This window comes from Novosphingobium sp. 18050 (genome assembly GCF_902706195.1).
GTDB lineage: Bacteria > Pseudomonadota > Alphaproteobacteria > Sphingomonadales > Sphingomonadaceae > Novosphingobium.
In genome coordinates this window covers 25,365-40,946 of the sequence record NZ_CACSJO010000025.1, presented here as the reverse complement: position 1 = coordinate 40,946, position 15,582 = coordinate 25,365, and the positions used below count along the sequence as shown (strand labels likewise).

Annotated in this window: 13 protein-coding genes; 1 reads left to right on the top strand and 12 read right to left on the bottom strand. The window is 65.2% G+C overall.

Annotated elements, in window-relative coordinates; all coding sequences use genetic code 11:
• Position 1: 1 nt before the first annotated feature.
• The 11 genes from GVL61_RS19660 to GVL61_RS19610 all read right to left on the bottom strand — a co-directional run bounded on the left by GVL61_RS19660 (position 2) and on the right by GVL61_RS19610 (position 12,478).
• Complete coding sequence (locus tag GVL61_RS19660) at positions 2–937, bottom strand: 5'-methylthioadenosine/S-adenosylhomocysteine nucleosidase (protein WP_159982358.1); 936 nt, start codon at positions 935–937, stop codon at positions 2–4.
• Positions 937–2,277 (bottom strand): NCS2 family permease, encoded by a 1,341-nt coding sequence (locus tag GVL61_RS19655; RefSeq protein WP_200844764.1) that lies wholly within the window; start codon positions 2,275–2,277, stop codon positions 937–939. Before GVL61_RS19655 ends, GVL61_RS19660 begins: the two co-directional genes overlap by 1 nt.
• 179 nt (positions 2,278–2,456) lie before the next feature.
• Complete coding sequence (locus GVL61_RS19650) at positions 2,457–3,818, bottom strand: AtzE family amidohydrolase (protein WP_235037809.1); 1,362 nt, start codon at positions 3,816–3,818, stop codon at positions 2,457–2,459.
• A gap of 11 nt (positions 3,819–3,829) precedes the next feature.
• Entirely contained in the window at positions 3,830–4,006 is a 177-nt protein-coding gene (locus GVL61_RS19645; RefSeq protein ID WP_159982356.1) for a DUF4089 domain-containing protein, read from the bottom strand.
• A 146-nt stretch (positions 4,007–4,152) separates the two neighbouring features.
• On the bottom strand, positions 4,153–5,535 hold the full coding sequence (gene fumC, locus GVL61_RS19640) for a class II fumarate hydratase (RefSeq protein WP_159982355.1): 1,383 nt from the start codon (positions 5,533–5,535) through the stop codon (positions 4,153–4,155).
• 127 nt (positions 5,536–5,662) lie between these two features.
• Entirely contained in the window at positions 5,663–6,571 is a 909-nt protein-coding gene (locus GVL61_RS19635) for a LysR family transcriptional regulator (protein WP_159982354.1), read from the bottom strand.
• 73 nt (positions 6,572–6,644) lie between these two features.
• Entirely contained in the window at positions 6,645–8,840 is a 2,196-nt protein-coding gene (gene paoC / locus GVL61_RS19630) for an aldehyde oxidoreductase molybdenum-binding subunit PaoC (protein WP_159982353.1), read from the bottom strand.
• A 12-nt stretch (positions 8,841–8,852) separates the two neighbouring features.
• Positions 8,853–9,803: a xanthine dehydrogenase family protein subunit M gene (locus tag GVL61_RS19625; RefSeq protein WP_159982352.1), complete on the bottom strand. Its 951-nt coding sequence runs from the start codon at positions 9,801–9,803 to the stop codon at positions 8,853–8,855.
• Positions 9,800–10,438 carry an aldehyde dehydrogenase iron-sulfur subunit PaoA gene (gene paoA / locus GVL61_RS19620; protein ID WP_159982351.1) on the bottom strand — a complete coding sequence of 213 codons (639 nt, stop codon included), beginning with the start codon at positions 10,436–10,438 and terminating at the stop codon, positions 9,800–9,802. The genes GVL61_RS19625 and paoA overlap by 4 nt, the downstream gene beginning before the upstream one ends.
• Positions 10,439–10,625: 187 nt before the next feature.
• Entirely contained in the window at positions 10,626–11,936 is a 1,311-nt protein-coding gene (locus tag GVL61_RS19615; protein ID WP_200844759.1) for an MFS transporter, read from the bottom strand.
• Positions 11,937–12,016: 80 nt separating this feature from the next.
• Positions 12,017–12,478, bottom strand: coding sequence for an Lrp/AsnC family transcriptional regulator (locus tag GVL61_RS19610; protein ID WP_159982349.1), 462 nt, complete (start codon positions 12,476–12,478; stop codon positions 12,017–12,019).
• Between the two features lie 132 nt (positions 12,479–12,610).
• Between GVL61_RS19610 and GVL61_RS19605 the strand changes: the two genes are divergently transcribed.
• A complete protein-coding gene (locus GVL61_RS19605) occupies positions 12,611–13,663 on the top strand; it encodes a Glu/Leu/Phe/Val dehydrogenase dimerization domain-containing protein (RefSeq protein ID WP_159982348.1) in 1,053 nt (350 codons plus the stop codon).
• Positions 13,664–13,739: 76 nt separating this feature from the next.
• On the opposite strand, the gene GVL61_RS19600 is transcribed toward GVL61_RS19605, so the two are convergent.
• A complete protein-coding gene (locus tag GVL61_RS19600) occupies positions 13,740–15,530 on the bottom strand; it encodes an acyl-CoA dehydrogenase C-terminal domain-containing protein (RefSeq protein WP_159982347.1) in 1,791 nt (596 codons plus the stop codon).
• Positions 15,531–15,582: the final 52 nt, after the last annotated feature.

Genomic DNA, 15,582 nt, shown 5'->3' with positions numbered 1-15,582 from the left:
CTCAATCGGGAAGCGCGGCAACGAATGCGCGCACGACGTGGGCGGAGTTCACGGCGGCGAGATGCTCGTACGTGTCTTCCATGTTCTTGTGCCTGTCGCCCCCGGCAAGGTCGGAAAGCGAGCGAAACACGATCGTCGGCACCTGGTTAGCATAGGCGACCTGCGCCACCGCCCCGCTCTCCATGTCGAGCACGCGGGCGTGCCAGGCCTTGAAGAGATATTCGCGGAATTCAGCGTTGTCGGCATAGACGCCCGCGCTGACGCCGGTGCCGCCGACGACGACCTTGGGCGCCTTCTTCAGGCACAGTTCGGTATCGGGAAGCTGGCTGGGCGATGGCGGCACGCAGCGTTCCATGTCCACCGTGGGCGCGACCTTGCGGGCGAGATCGAGCAGGCCTGCGTCCATCGGAAACCTGAAGATGCGCTTCATCGGCGTGGCGGCGTTGGCCACGCTGACCCCGCGCGGGAAGATGAAGTTCCAGTTGCCCGGCGCCTCGGGAGCGACTGCCTCGGGCGACTTCCAACCCTTCTTGCCTGCCTTACGCGCAAAGTTGACCTCCAGATACTGGCCCCAATCCTCCAGCACGATCACGTCCCCGATCGAAAGGCCGGGGTCGACGCCGCCGGCGATACCGGAAAAGACGATGCGCTTGACGGTGAACCTGTCGATCACAAGCTGCGTGTTCATCGCCGCATTCACTATCGACACGCCGCTCTGCATGAGCAGGATCGGCTTACCTTCCATCATGCCGGTCATGTAGGTCATGCCGTTGAGCTGGTATTCCCTGCCCTCGGTCACGGCGTGGACGAGCGCGTTCCACTCAGGCTGGTAGGCGGTCATCACCAAGGTACGCGGCGTAATGTCCAGCCGTTCGTCGGCGATTGCCGGAGCGGCGGCCAGCGTGAAGGCCGCGGCGGTCAGGGCATACTTCAACATCAGGCGGCTCCCATCCAGACGAAGCGGACCACGAACAGCAGGGCCAGAACCAGCAGGAAACCGTCGCTCTTGCGGATCGTGCCGCGCACGATCTTGAGGATGGCATGGGCGGTGATACCGAAGGCAAGGCCGTTCGCGATCGAGAACGTCAGCGGGATCATCGCCACGGTCAGAAACGCCGGGATCGCCGAAAGCGGGTCTTCCCACTCCACTTCGGTCAGCGGCAGCAGCATGAGACCGCCGACGATAATGAGCGCGGGCGCGGTCGCCGCCAGCGGGATCACCTGCGCATAAGGCGCGACGAACATCGTCGCCAGAAACAGCAGGCCGGTGACGACGGCGGTAAGGCCGGTGCGGCCGCCCGCCTGCACGCCCGCCGCGCTCTCGACGTAGGAGGTGACGGTGCTGGTGCCTGCCATCGAACCGACGATGGTGGCGGCGGCATCGGTGATGAGGATGCGATTGAGGCGCGGGATACGGCCGGCTGCGTCCATAAGCCCTGCCCGCTTGGTGACAGCGACGAGCGTTCCGATATTGTCGAACAGGTCCACAAAGAGAAACACGAAGAGGATTTCAAGAAGGCCGAGCCCCTGCTTGCCGGACAGGCCGAACACGCCGCCAATATCCAGCTGGAAGGCCGTGCCGGTCAGCGCATCTAGCGAATAGGGTTCCGGGCTGACGGTCACCATCCCGGCCAGCCAGCCGACCAGCGTGGTGGCGACGATGCCGACCAGCATTGCCCCGCGCACGTTCCACACGCTCAGCGCACCGATCACGACGAGACCGAACAGCGCCAGACCCGCCCCGGGCGTCTTCAAGTCGCCCAGCGCCACGAATGTCGCCGGATTGGCGACGACGATGCCGGCACCCTTGAGGCCGATGAAGCCGATGAACAGGCCGATGCCGCCCGCCACCGCTGCGAAGAGGTATTGCGGAATGGCCGACACGATGAGCTGGCGCACGCCGGTCAGGGTCAACAACAGGAAGGCAATGCCGGATAGGAACACGCAGCCCAGCGCCACCGGCCAGGGCACGCCCATCTGCTGGACGACGGTGAAGCTGAAATAGGCGTTCAGGCCCATGCCCGGCGCCAGCGCCAGCGGCACATTGGCGACGAAGCCCATCAGGATCGAAGCAAAGGCTGCCGCGAAACAAGTCGCTGCCGCCACCGACGCGACCGGCATTCCGGCACTGCCCAGGATCGCCGGATTGACCAGCACCACGTAGGCCATGGTGAGGAAGGTGGTCACCCCCGCCAGCACTTCGGTACGCGCATTGGTGCCGCGCGCGGTGAGCGAGAAATAGCGGTCGAGCTTGCCCGAAGGCGCGGCCTCCGGGATGTCGGATCCACCCGGCCCGCCGTCAATAGTTTGTGTCTGCGTCACGCTATGCCCCCAACACCGCGCCGAGCGGTGAAAATGCCTGAAACTTGCCGCCCCCGCAGCTTCGATGCTTGTTCATGTTCACCCCGTCCGTATCGGATCGGGATGCAATTCCTGTCTCGCTTCCTATCCCGGTCTCAGGGGATCGGCTCCCCCTGCATGGGAGGGACGGCGGACGCCATTTCATTCGCCGGCGCCGAAAAGCCGGTCACCTCCTGGTGCTCCAACGCGGCGGCAAAGGCGAACAGGTCCGCCTCGTGCCCCGGTCCACCGATCAGTTGGAGGCCGATGGGCAGCTTGCCCGGACGGTAGAGCGGAACCGCCAGCGACGGCAATCCGGTGAAGCTGATCGGCTGGGTATGAATGCCGAGATCTGCGCGCGCCGGGCTGAGCACGCCATCGATCAGGATGTGCGGATCGTCCACCAGCGGCGCTGTCGTCGGCGTCGCCGGGGCCAGCAGCACGTCATAGTCTGCCACCAGCGCCTCGATGCGGGCGCGGTAGGCGGTGCGGAAGGCCTGCGCCTCCGCATAGAGAGCATCAGGCAGCAAGGCTCCCGCAAGGAGTCGGTCGCGCACCTGCGGGTCGAAGGCCATGGCGTTTTCGGCCAGTGCTTCGCGGTGGAGGGCACCGCCCTCATAAGCGGTGATGAGGAACGCGGCCGAGCGGGCGCGGGCAATCTCGGGCAGTTCGATCAGCGGAGCATAGGGCGCGATGGCATCGATGGCGGCAAGCTGGTCGGAGTCCGCGTTTTCACGGAAACGGCCGCCGAGGCGGGCCACGCGCATCCTGCGGCCCGGCGCCCCGGCGCTGCGGCCCGTCAGCACTTCCCAGACCAGCGCCATGTCGTCCACCGAGCGGGTGAAGGGGCCGACATCGTCGAAGCTCTTGGCAAACGGGAATACGCCGCCAAGCGGCAGATCCCCATTGCTCGGTTTGAGGCCGTAGATGCCTGTCAGACTGGCGGGCACGCGCACCGACCCGTTGGTGTCGGACCCGAGCGAGAAAGGCAGCAGACCCGCCGCGACCACCGCCGCCGATCCGCCAGAGGAACCACCGGCCAGCCGCGAGGGGTCGTGGGGATTGCGGGTGGTGCCGTAAGCAGCATTGATAGTCGCAAAGCCGTAGGCGAATTCGTCCATGTTGAGCGTAGCGACCACAATGGCACCGGCAGCCTTGAGGCGCACGACGGCCTCGGCATCGGCGAGCGCAGGCGCGGCGTCCGCATAGAGCGTGGACCCGGCGGTGGTGGGCAGTCCGGCCAGGTCGAACAGATCCTTCACACCGTAGGGCACGCCCGCCAGCGGTCCGGGATCGCGCCCGGCTGCGACCATCGCGTCAATGGCAGCGGCCTCGGCGCGGGCGCGGTCGTGCAGGATGCGGGTAACGGCGATCAGCGTGCGGTCTGCCTCCACCAGCCCAGCGAACACCTGCTCGACGAGAACGCGGGCGCTCAGTCGCCCTTCGCGCACGGCGGCGGCGATTTCGCGGATGGGCATGTCCGGCCCCGTCATGCCGCTTCGCCCCGCATCGTGCGAGCATGGCGTGCCAGCAAGGCAAGGTTCGTGACGACGCCGGCCTCGCAATCGGGCAGGATCGGCAAGCCGCGCGCGGCGGCAGCAGCGGCAACTTCCGCGGCACTCAGGGGAACTGCGGCACTGACGGGCGCGGCGGGGGTTTCGGCCATTGTCTCACGATCGGTTGGCGCGGCAGGAAATAGCGGTGTAACGCTTCTTTCCTGCCCGCTCACCCCCTATCGATCAAACGCAATGATCGGAACGGATCGTTGCAAAAATTGGAGCACTCCTTTCTCTTCATAGGAAGTGCAAGGTATCAGATCATCGTTTCAGGGCGCACCACCCGGTCGAAGGTCGCTTCGTCCACCAGACCCAGCTCCAGCGCGGCCTCCTTGAGGGTCTGCCCCTTGGTGTGGGCATGCTTGGCGATCTTGGCGGCGTTGTCGTAGCCGATTTCGGGCGCCAGCGCCGTCACCAGCATCAGCGAACGGTCGAGCAGTTCGGCGATCCGCGCGCGGTTGGGCTCGATACCCTCTACGCAGCGCTCCGCGAAGCTGACCATGCCGACCGAAAGCAGGTCGATCGAACGCATCACCGCCGCTCCGATCAGCGGCTTGAACACGTTCAGCTCGAACGCGCCCTGCAGGCCGCCGATGGTCGCCGCCTGATGGTTACCGATGACCTGCGCGGAGACCATCGTCAGCATTTCGCACTGGGTGGGATTGACCTTGCCCGGCATGATCGAGCTGCCTGGCTCGTTCGCTGGAAGATCGAGTTCGCCAAGGCCTGAGCGCGGGCCGGAACCTAGCCAGCGGATGTCGTTGGCGATCTTGGTCAGCGCCACTGCCAGCGTCGCCAGCGTCGAGGAAAGATGCACCAGCGGATCGTTGGAGGCCAGCGCCTCAAACTTGTTCTCGGCCGGCCGGAACGCAAGGCCCGTCAGGCGCGACATTTCCTCGGCGAAGTCCACATCGAAACCGGGTGAAGAATTGAGCCCGGTGCCAACTGCCGTGCCGCCCTGGGCCAACGCGGTCATACCATGCGAGACGGCAGGCTCGATGCGCTTGCGGCAGCGGTAGACCTGATGCGCATAGCCGGAGAATTCCTGGCCGAGCGTCACCGGCGTGGCGTCCTGCAGGTGGGTGCGGCCGATCTTGACGATATCCGCCCAGGCCTTCGCCTTGGCATCGAGCACGCCGAACAGCGTGTCGAGTGCGGGGTACAGCGTATCCGTGACAGCCCGCGCTGCTGCAACGTGAAGCGCGGTGGGGAAGCTGTCGTTCGACGACTGCCCCTTGTTGACGTGGTCGTTGGGATGCACCGGAGACTTGCCGCCCCGCGTTCCCGCCAGCATCTCGTTGGCGCGGCCGGCGATGACCTCGTTGAGGTTCATGTTGGTCTGGGTTCCGCTGCCGGTCTGCCAGATCACTAGCGGGAACTGGTCGTCCAGTTTGCCGGCCACGACTTCGGCCGCAGCTGCCTCGATCGCATCGGCCAGGCTGGCGTCCAGCCCGTGCTTGCGGTTGACGCGCGCGGCCGCCTGTTTGACCAGCGCCATGGCGTGGACGATCGCGATGGGCATCCGCTCGGAGGGACCGAACGGGAAATTCTCGATGCTTCGCTGCGTCTGCGCGCCCCAGTAGGCGGATGCGGGGACGTCGATTTCACCGATGCTGTCGGACTCGCGGCGGGTTTCCATGACTCTGGTCTCCTTTGGGTCTGGAGCCCTAGATAGCCCCAGGCTCGAACATTTCCATGGCTAATGAGACTTAATTGCAAACATAAGACCTACCGTCCCGACGGCGCAAGACCATCCCACACGCATGCTACAGTCCCAGCGGTTTCAGCTCGCGAATCAGATCTACCAGCAGCCGCAAGCCGCGCGGAACCTGGCGGCGGCTCGAATAATAGATGAAGTACCCCGGCCCCGGCGAGGCCCAATCCGCCAGCACCACGCGCAGGCGACCCAAGGCGACAAGGTCGGCAATGCCCTCCTCGGCGATGTAGATCAGCCCCAGCCCGCGCAAGGCCATCGAACGGCTGGCGCTGCCGTTGTTGACCGTCACTCCGCCCGGCACGTCGAACACCAGCGCTTCCTCGCCGCGCTCGAACTCCCATTTGTATATGCGGTCGTTGCCCAGCCGGATGCGGATGCACTGGTGTCGCATCAGATCCTCCGGGCGGCGCGGCTCACCCCGGCTCTCGAAGTACGCCGGGGAGCCGGCTATGACCCAGTTGAAATCGGCCGAGAGACGCTGCGCGATCATGTCCTCCGGCACGGTGCCGCCGAAACGGATGCCGGCATCGAAGCCCTCCTGCGTCACGTCGATCATCGCGTTATCTACGCATATGTCGAGTTCGACATCGGGATAGCGCGCGACGAATTCGGGCAGGATTGGCGCCAGAAGCTGCGTCGCCGCATCGTCCGGCACGTTGATGCGCACACGGCCGGTCGGTGCATCGCGGTGGAAGTTGAGCCGGTCCTCGGCGTCGTGAATTGCGGCGAAGGGCTCGCGGATCGACTGTTCGAGATCCTCCCCTGCCGCCGTCAGCGTAACCGAACGGTTGGTGCGGTTGACCAGCCGCACTTTCAGCCGCTCCTCGAGCCCGCGTAGCGAATGGCTGAGCGCCGAGGCGCTCACGCCCAGTTCGGTCGCAGCCTTGCGGAAATTGCGGTGCCGCGCGATGGCGAGGAAGTAGCTGAGATCGGCAAGGTCGGCGCGCCTGAACGGCATCTGCGGATTGTCCCGGTACTGTGAAAAGGGCCGCCGGACGGCGACCCTTTTCCTTTTAGCGCGTCAGCGGCGATCAGGCCACTTCGCCGAGCCGGTCGAGATATTTGTCGAGGGTGATCGGATAATCGCGTACCCGCACGCCGGTTGCGTTGTAGATCGCGTTCGCGACTGCCGCGCCGACGCCGCAGAGGCCCAGTTCACCCACGCCCTTGGCCTTCATCGGCGATACCTTGTCGTCCGCCTCGTCGATGAAAATCACTTCCTGATGCGGGATGTCGGCGTGGACCGGCACTTCGTAACCTGCGAGGTCGTGGTTGACGAAGAAGCCGAAGCGCTTGTCGACCGCCAGTTCCTCCATCAGCGCGCCGCCCACGCCCATGGTCATCGCGCCGATCACCTGGCTGCGCGCCGACGTGGGGTTGAGGATGCGACCTGCCGCGCAGACCGCGAGCATCCGGCGCACGCGTGCCTCGCCGGTATAGCGATCAACCGCCGCCTCCACGAAGTGCGCGCCGAAAGTGGACTGCTGGAACTTCTTGCCGAGATCCCCGAACTCGATCGAATCCTCGGCGACGATTTCACCCGACTTTGCGGCCCGGGCGATGTCCGCCGAGCGGTTGCCGACGTGGACCTGCCCGCCTTCGAACAACGCCTCGCCGGGACCGAAGCCCAGTTTCTCGACGATCGCCTCGCGCAGCTTGACACAGGCAGCATAAAGCCCGGCGGTGGAACTGTTCGCGCCCCACTGACCGCCTGACCCGGCGGAAACCGGGAACGAACTGTCACCCAGCTTCACCACCACCTTGGCCAGCGGCACGCCCAGCATCTCTGCCGCGGTCTGCGCCATGATGGTGTAAGTGCCGGTGCCGATATCGGTCATGTCGGTCTCGACGGTGACGGTGCCCTGCCCATTCAGCCGCACCCGCGCGCCCGACTTCATGTTGAGGTTGTTGCGGAACGCCGCCGCCACGCCCATGCCGACCAGCCAGCGCCCGTCGCGCACCTGGCCGGGCGCCTTGCGGCGGCTCCAGCCGAAACGCTCCGCGCCGTCCTGAAGGCAGCGCACGAGGTTGCGCTGGGAGAACGGGCGCTCGGGCTTTTCGGGGTCGACCTGCGTATCGTTCAGCACGCGGAAGGCGACCGGGTCCATGCCCAGCTTCTCGGCCATTTCGTCCATGGCGATTTCCAGCGCCATCAGGCCGGGCGCCTCGCCCGGCGCGCGCATGGCGTTGGCTTCCGGCAGGTCGAGCACGGCAAGACGCATCGCGGTCATGCGGTTGGCCCCGGCATAGAGCAGCTTGGTCTGCTGCACCGCCACTTCAAGGCCGCCGCCTTCCAGATCGCCCGACCAGCTTTCATGGCCGATAGCGGCGATCTTGCCGTCCTTGCCGCAGCCAAGGCGAATGCGCTGGATCGTCGAGGGGCGATGGGTCGCGTTGTTTGCCATCAGCGGCCGCTGCAGCGCCACCTTGACGGGCCGCTTCGCCGCCCGCGCGCCGAGCGAGGCCATCAGTGCATCCGAACGCAGGAACAGCTTCCCCCCGAAACCGCCGCCGATATAGGGCGAGATCAGGCGCACGTTTTCGATCGGCACCTGCAGCGTCGCGGCCAGATCCTTCAAGCCCCAGTTGACCATCTGGTTCGATGTCCAGACGGTCAGCTTGTCGCCGTCCCATGCCGCGATGGTGGCCATCGGCTCCATCATGGCGTGGCTCTGGTCCGGGGTGGTATAGTTCTGGTCGAGCTGGACCGGGGAAGATGCGAAAGCGCCCTCGAAATCACCCACGGCAGTCGGCGCGTCACTGCCGCCCTGTTCCTTGGCTCCCGCCTTGGCGGCGACCAGATCGAAGGCCCCGTCGCTGCGCGCGTAATCGATATCGATCATGCCAGCAGCGCAGCGCGCCTGCTCGAACGTCTCGGCGACGACCACGGCCACGGCCTGATGATAATGCTGGACGTCCGGCCCCGCGAGCAGCTTCGCGGTGTTCATCTTGCCCTTGCCCAGCTTGCCGGCATTGCGGTGCGTGACCACCGCCAGCACGCCCGGCGCCCTCTGCGCGCGGGCGGTATCGATAGAGCGGATCGTGCCCTTGGCCACCGCCGCTCCCAGCACGTAGCCATAGGCCGGCTTGCCCGGAACGTCGTGGTGTTCGTAAGCGTAAGGCGCGCCGCCGCTGACTTTGAGCGGGCCGTCGATGCGCGGCGTGGGCTTGCCGACCACGGTCAGGCGGTCGATCGGGTTCATTCCTGCGGGTGTATCGAACTTCATGCGTCCGGTTCCTTAGCCCTTGGCCTCAGCGATGACGGAAGCGATGGTGCGCTTCGCCAGCATGATCTTGAACGCATTGTCCTCGCGCGGGGTGGCGTCAGCGAATAGGCGGTCGGAGACGGCCTGCGCGCCCTTTGACAGCAGCGCGTCGGCTTCTTCGACCCGCCACGGTTTCGGCGCGACACCGCCGAGGGCGACGGCGCCCTTCCCGTCCCGGCCGATCACCGCCGCCACCGATACCAGCGCGAAGGCGTAGGACGCACGGTCGCGAACCTTGCGGTAGATGTGGGTGCCGCCGGTCGGCTTAGGCAAAGCGACCGAGATGATCAGTTCGCCCTTTTCCAGCGCGGTTTCGGTCTGCGGGGTCTGGCCGGGCAGCTTGTGGAACTCGGCAATGGGGATTGCGCGGGTGGTGCCGTCCGGGCGCATCGTCTCGACGCTGGCATCCAGCACGCGCATCGCTACCGCCATGTCGCTGGGATGCGTGGCGATGCAGGCCTCGCTGGTGCCGATGACGCCAAGCTGACGGGAAAAGCCGCCGATCGCGCCGCAGCCCGAACCGGGTTTGCGCTTGTTGCAGGGCATGTTGACGTCGTAGAAATAGGGGCAGCGCGTGCGTTGCAGCAGGTTGCCCGCCGTCGTCGCCTTGTTGCGCAGCTGGCCGGAAGCACCGGCAACCAGCGCGCGGGTCAGCACGCCGTAATCCTTGCGAACGCGCCTGTCAGCGGCAAGATCGGTGTTGCGCACCAGAGCCCCGATGCGCAGCCCCCCTTCCGGCGTCTCCACTATCTGGTCCATGCCCAGGCCATTGACGTCGATCAGATGCCCCGGAGTCTCGATCTCCAGCTTCATCAGGTCGAGCAGATTGGTGCCGCCCGCGATGAAACGGGCACCGGGCATGGCTGCGGCCTTGGCGGCGGCGTCCTGTGCGCTGGTGGCCCGCTCGTAGGTAAAGGGCCTCATGCTTCCACCCCTGCTACTTGCGCCATGGCTTCGGCAATGTTCGAATAAGCGCCGCAGCGGCAGATGTTGCCGCTCATCCGCTCGCGCATTTCCAACGTGGTCATACCGGGCGCCGCGCCAATATCCTCGGTGACGTGGCTGGGAATCCCGGCCCTGATTTCCTCCAGCACCGCGACGGCCGAACATATCTGGCCGGGCGTGCAGTAGCCGCACTGATAGCCGTCATGCTCGACGAAGGCGGCCTGCATCGGGTGCAGGTCCCCCACGGTGCCGAGGCCCTCGATCGTGGTGACCTCGTCGCCTTCGTGCATCACCGCCAGCGTCAGACAGGAATTGATGCGGCGGCCGTTGACGATGACAGTGCAGGCCCCGCACTGGCCATGGTCGCAGCCCTTCTTGGTGCCCGTCAGCTTCAGATGCTCGCGCAGGGTGTCGAGCAGCGTGGTGCGGGTGTCCAGCGTCAGCGAAGTCTGCTTGCCATTGACCTTCATACGCACTGCAGCGGTGGGGGGCGCGCTCGCATCCGCCTGCGCAAGAGCGACGCTGCCGGTTCCCAGAGAACCGGCGATGGCGGCACCGGCCGCACTTGTCTTGAGAACGTCGCGCCTGGAGATGGCTCCGCATCCTTGCGTCATGGTGATGTTCCTTTATCGGGACCGAGCGCGGTAAACCGCCCCCTGCTTGCCCAGAGCGCGGCCCAGATGTGCCCTTTAACCCATTGTGCGCGCTTTGGTTGCGGCTTGCCATGGCATGGGGATTGCACGCGGCGTTGAGCAATGCTCATCACTGCGCGTAGTTCTATGCATCCAGAAATATAGTTCTTCAGCGGTCGAGCGGATTGTCCCGCCGCGTATCGGGCAGCATCAGCGCGGCGACCAGCGAGACCACGCAGAACGCCGAGACGTACCAGTAAAACCCGTGCTCCAGTCCGGCTTCCTTGAAGCGGAGTGCGAAATACTCCGCCGTACCGCCGAATATGGCATTGGACACGCCGTAAGCCAGGCCCACGCCCAGCGCGCGAACATGGACGGGGAACAGCTCCGCCTTGAACAGCCCGCTGATCGACGTGTAAAAACTGCAGATTGTCAGTCCGGCCACGATCAGCACGAAAGCCATGACAGGGCTCTGCGCCGTGGCCAGCGTACTGAACAGAGGTACGATGCACACCGCGCCCAACACGGCAAAGACGATCATGTTGGTGCGTCGCCCTATCCGGTCGGACAGCAGGCCCATCAGCGGCTGCTGTGCCATGAACACGATCAGCACCGCCGTCATCAGCAGTGTCGCGGTTTCCTTGGACATGCCAACGGTCAGCACCAGAAACTTCTGCATGTAGGTGGTGAAGGAATAGAACATCAGGCTGCCGCCCGCCGTCAACGCCGCGACGATCAGGAACGGGCGGGTCGAATGGCGGAACAGTTCGACGATGCTGCCGGCCTGCGCGCCTTCACGGTCTGCACTGCTGGCGGTTTCGTGCATGTGATCGCGAAGCAGGATGATGCAGCCCGCCGCCACTGCGCCGATCAGAAAGGCGATCCGCCAGCCCCACGCCTTCATCCCGTCCTCGCCCAGCAATTGCTGGAGGATCAGGATAACCAGCGTCGCGCAAAGCTGTCCGCCGATCAACGTCACGTACTGGAACGAGGACCAGAAGCCGCGCCGCGCAGGCCCGGCGATCTCGCTCAGGTAAGTGGCTGCGGTGCCGTATTGCCCGCCGGTGGAAAAGCCCTGAAGCATCCGCCCCACCAGCAGCAGCGCCGGAGCAGCCACGCCGATCCGTGCATAAGTCGGCAGAACGGCGATCAGCAGTGCGCCCGCGCCCATCATCAGCACCGAGACCACCATCGCCGCCTGCCGTCCCTTGCGGTCGGCATAGCGGCCGAAGAACCACCCACCGAAAGGCCGCATCAGAAAGCCTATCGCGAAGATGCCGCTGGTGGCCATGAGCTGCACCAGCCTGTCGCTTTCAGGGAAGAACTCGGAGGAAAAGTAAAGCGCAGTGAAGGCGTAGACGTAAAAGTCGTACCATTCGATGAGATTGCCCGCCGATCCTGCGAAGATGGCGCGCAGGCGCATGGCGTCGGTAAGCGCAGGCTTGGGCGGGACGGCATCGATCGTCGGACTTTCGGCCATCATGTTCCCCCGGCTACCAGTTGCCAGGGGTTATGGGCGAGCCATCGGCCGATCACAACCGTTCCGTCAGCAGGCCCTCCTCAGATCGGCAGCGCCGTCGTCGCCTTGATCTCGGACAGTGCCACGGTCGAGGTAATTTCCTGCACTCCGGGAAGCTGCGACAGCTTCTCGAAAAAGAAGCGCTCGTAAGCACTGATATCTTCCGCAACCACGCGGATCATGAAATCCACCGAGCCCAGCAGCACATAACAGTCCAGCACCTCGGGAAATTCGCGGATCTTGGCGGCGAACTCGTCGAGGTTGGCGCGGCCATGCGCGTTGAGCTTCACTTGCGCAAAGACATGGGCATTCAGGCCCACCTTGTGGCGGTCGACGATGGCAACGCGGCGCTGGATGAACCCCTCGCGCTCCAGCCGGTCGATGCGCCGCCAGCAGGGTGAGGAGGACAAGCCCACGCGCTCGGCGATCTGCGCCGTCGTCTGACTCGCGTCGCGCTGTAATTCTCGGAGAATTTTTCTCTCGTAGGGATCAAGATCGGTCATTTTAACCTCTTACCATGCCAATGCAGAACAGGTCTTGTTCAATTTTGCCACAAGGGCTCGAAATGAGGTCAAATTTCGCTGTGTAATCTTGGCACAATAAGGGCCTTATCAAAGCTCACTCAGGAGCCTCGCATGATTGCCCAGACCCACCGCATGATGCCGCCGATGGAATATGTTCGCCTGTTGGACGAGAAGGCCGGCCTCGACGGTGTGATTGCGATCCACTCGACGGCGCGCGGTCCTGCGGCGGGTGGCTGCCGCTTCTGGTCCTACCCGGATTCGGCCGAAGCCATGGCCGATGCTTTCCGCCTTGCCGAGGGTATGAGCTACAAGAACGCTATGGCCCGCCTGCCCTTAGGCGGCGGCAAGGCCGTGCTGCGCCGTCCGGAAGGCGAGTTCGACCGCACCGCCCTGTTCGAGGCATTCGGTCTCGCAGTCGAAAAGCTGGGCGGCCGCTACGTCACTGCGGAAGACGTGGGCACCGGCGTCTCCGACATGGAATGCGTCGCGCGCCATACCCGCCACGTCGCCGGACGCACCGCGCTGCCAGGACTTGCCGGGGGCGATCCTTCGCCATGGACGGCACTGGGCGTGTTCGAGGCAATGAAGGAGGCGGTCGCTTTCCGTTTCGGCAGTTCGCTCTCGGGCGTGACCGTCGCGGTGCTGGGCGTGGGTAACGTCGGCGCCGGCCTCGCCCGCCTGCTCGCGGCGGAGGGCGCACAGCTCGTCATCGCCGATATCGATCCCCTGCGCTGCGCCAACGTTGCCGAGGAAACGGGCGCGCATATCGTGCCGATCGAGGCTATCGCCGACGTCGATGCGCAGGTCTTCGCGCCTTGTGCGCTGGGCGGCGCGCTGAACGATGCGACCGTGGCTGCGCTGCGCGCGGGCGTGGTATGCGGTGCGGCCAACAACCAGCTCGCCGCACCGCACGTGGCACAGGCGCTGTTGGCGCGCGGCATCGCCTATGCGCCTGACTACGTGGTCAACGCGGGCGGCATCATCAACGTCGCTGCCGAATACCTGGGCGAAAGCGCCGACCAGGTCCGCGCCCGCGTGCTGGAGATCGGCCCGCGCACCCGCGAAATCCTCGAAGCGGCGGCAAGCGATGGCCTGTCCCCGCCGGTGGTGGCGGACCGCATGGCCGAAGGGCTGATGATGCGCCCGGAGCCGGAACTGGTCTGAAACTGAAAGGCCCACCCCTCCGTTTGCGGGAAGGGTGGGCCTTGGCAGACAGGCGGGGCGGAACCGCCCCGCCCGATCAGAATGACTCTGCGTCCAACGCCATCATCGACGCCTTGCCCGCCTTGATAGCAAGGAACGCGGTGGTCGCCTGCGGCAAAATGCGATCGAAGTAGAACTGCGCGGTCGTCAGCTTGGCCTTGTAGAAACCGGCCTCTTCGGTGCCCCCTGCCAGCTTGTTCCGCGCGATCAGGGCGCTTTGCGCAAAACAGTACGCCATCGCCACCAGCCCCGTCAGGCGCAGATAGTCGGTCGCCGCCGCGCCTGCTTCCTCCGGGTCTTTCATACCCTTCTGGGCAATCGTCGCAGTGGAGAGCTGGAGGGCCCCGAAGGCCTTTTCCAGCGCCTCGATCATCGGCTTGAACTGCTCGTCACCCTTGTTGGCCTCGACGAACTGCGAGACCGGGTGGAAGAAGCTGCGCAAGTTGCGGCCCATGTGCGCGGGCAGCTTGCGGCCCACAAGGTCGAGCGCCTGAATGCCGTTGGTGCCTTCATAGATCATGGCGATACGGCCATCGCGCACATATTGCTCCACGCCGCTCTCGGCGATGTAGCCGTGGCCGCCATAGACCTGCACTGCGAGGTTGGCATTCTCATAGCCGAGGTCGGTGAACAGCGCTTTGACCACCGGCGTCATCAGGGCGATGAAGTCGGCGGCGCGCTGCTTAACCTCGGGATCGGTGGAGTACCGCTCGGCATCCAGCGCACGGCTGACCCAGCCGCCCAGCGCGCGGCAGCCTTCGTTATATGCGCGCATCGTCATCAGCATCCGGCGCACGTCCGGGTGGACGATGATCGGATCGGCCGGTCCCTTGGGGTTCTTAACGCCTGAGAGCGAACGGCCCTGAAGACGGTCCTTCGCGTACCAGACGGCCGACTGATAGGCCGCCTCGCCAACGCCCAGCCCCTGCACGCCCACCGAGACGCGCTCGGTGTTCATCATCGTGAACATGGCCTCCATCCCCTTGTGGGGCTTGCCGACCAGCCAGCCGGTGGAATCGTCGAAGTTGAGCTGGCAGGTAGCCGAAGCCTTGAGGCCCATCTTGTGCTCGATCGCCGCCACCGACACGCCGTTTGACGGACCGGGAGTGCCGTCGTCTTTGGGCAGGTACTTGGGCACGATGAACAGGCTGATGCCCTTTACCCCCTCAGGCGCGTCAGGAAGCCGCGCGAGAACGAGGTGGACGATGTTCTCGGTCAGGTCATGCTCGCCCGCCGAGATGAAGATCTTGGAGCCGGTCAGCTTGTAAGACGCGTCCTCCTGCGGCACCGCCTTGGTCCGCAGCATGCCAAGGTCCGTGCCGCAGTGCGGCTCGGTAAGGCACATCGTGCCCGACCAGTCGCCCGAGACCATCTTGGGCAGGTAGAATGCCTTGAGTTCATCACTTGCGTAGCCCTCGATCGCGGTAGTCGCGCCGTGGGTCAGGCCCGGATAGAGGCTGAACGACAGGTTGGCCGAGCAGATCATCTCCTCGGTCATCTTGTTGACCGTCTCGGGCAGGCCCTGCCCGCCCCATTCGGGGTCCGACGCCAGCGCACACCAGCCGCCTTCGCGGAACATTTCGTAGGCTTCCCTGAAGCCCTTGGGGGTTCGCACGACGCCGTTTTCGAGGGTGCACCCCTCGATGTCGCCGGAGCGGTTTAGGGGCAGCAGCACCTCGGTCGCCACCTTGGCCGCTTCTTCCAGCACCGCGTCGACAAGGTCGGGGGTAAACTCGGCGAGAGCCTCGATGTTACCGAAACCGTCGTCCTGGTGGAGTTCGTGGATCACGAACCGCATGTCGCGCAAGGGCGCTTCGTAGACCTGCATTTCTCACTCTCCTCGGGATCGGTGCGGCAATCTCTGACCGCCCTGGTTCGTC

Excerpts from the sequence above, each read along its gene's own strand:
- GVL61_RS19660 (WP_159982358.1), bottom strand. The coding sequence starts at position 937 with ATGTTGAAGTATGCCCTGACCGCCGCGGCCTTCACGCTGGCCGCCGCT.
- GVL61_RS19650 (WP_235037809.1), bottom strand. The coding sequence starts at position 3,818 with ATGCCCATCCGCGAAATCGCCGCCGCCGTGCGCGAAGGGCGACTGAGC.
- GVL61_RS19645 (WP_159982356.1), bottom strand. The coding sequence starts at position 4,006 with ATGGCCGAAACCCCCGCCGCGCCCGTCAGTGCCGCAGTTCCCCTGAGT.
- fumC (WP_159982355.1), bottom strand. The coding sequence starts at position 5,535 with ATGGAAACCCGCCGCGAGTCCGACAGCATCGGTGAAATCGACGTCCCC.
- GVL61_RS19635 (WP_159982354.1), bottom strand. The coding sequence starts at position 6,571 with ATGCCGTTCAGGCGCGCCGACCTTGCCGATCTCAGCTACTTCCTCGCC.
- paoC (WP_159982353.1), bottom strand. The coding sequence starts at position 8,840 with ATGAAGTTCGATACACCCGCAGGAATGAACCCGATCGACCGCCTGACC.
- GVL61_RS19625 (WP_159982352.1), bottom strand. The coding sequence starts at position 9,803 with ATGAGGCCCTTTACCTACGAGCGGGCCACCAGCGCACAGGACGCCGCC.
- paoA (WP_159982351.1), bottom strand. The coding sequence starts at position 10,438 with ATGACGCAAGGATGCGGAGCCATCTCCAGGCGCGACGTTCTCAAGACA.
- GVL61_RS19615 (WP_200844759.1), bottom strand. The coding sequence starts at position 11,936 with ATGGCCGAAAGTCCGACGATCGATGCCGTCCCGCCCAAGCCTGCGCTT.
- GVL61_RS19610 (WP_159982349.1), bottom strand. The coding sequence starts at position 12,478 with ATGACCGATCTTGATCCCTACGAGAGAAAAATTCTCCGAGAATTACAG.
- GVL61_RS19605 (WP_159982348.1), top strand. The coding sequence starts at position 12,611 with ATGATTGCCCAGACCCACCGCATGATGCCGCCGATGGAATATGTTCGC.
- GVL61_RS19600 (WP_159982347.1), bottom strand. The coding sequence starts at position 15,530 with ATGCAGGTCTACGAAGCGCCCTTGCGCGACATGCGGTTCGTGATCCAC.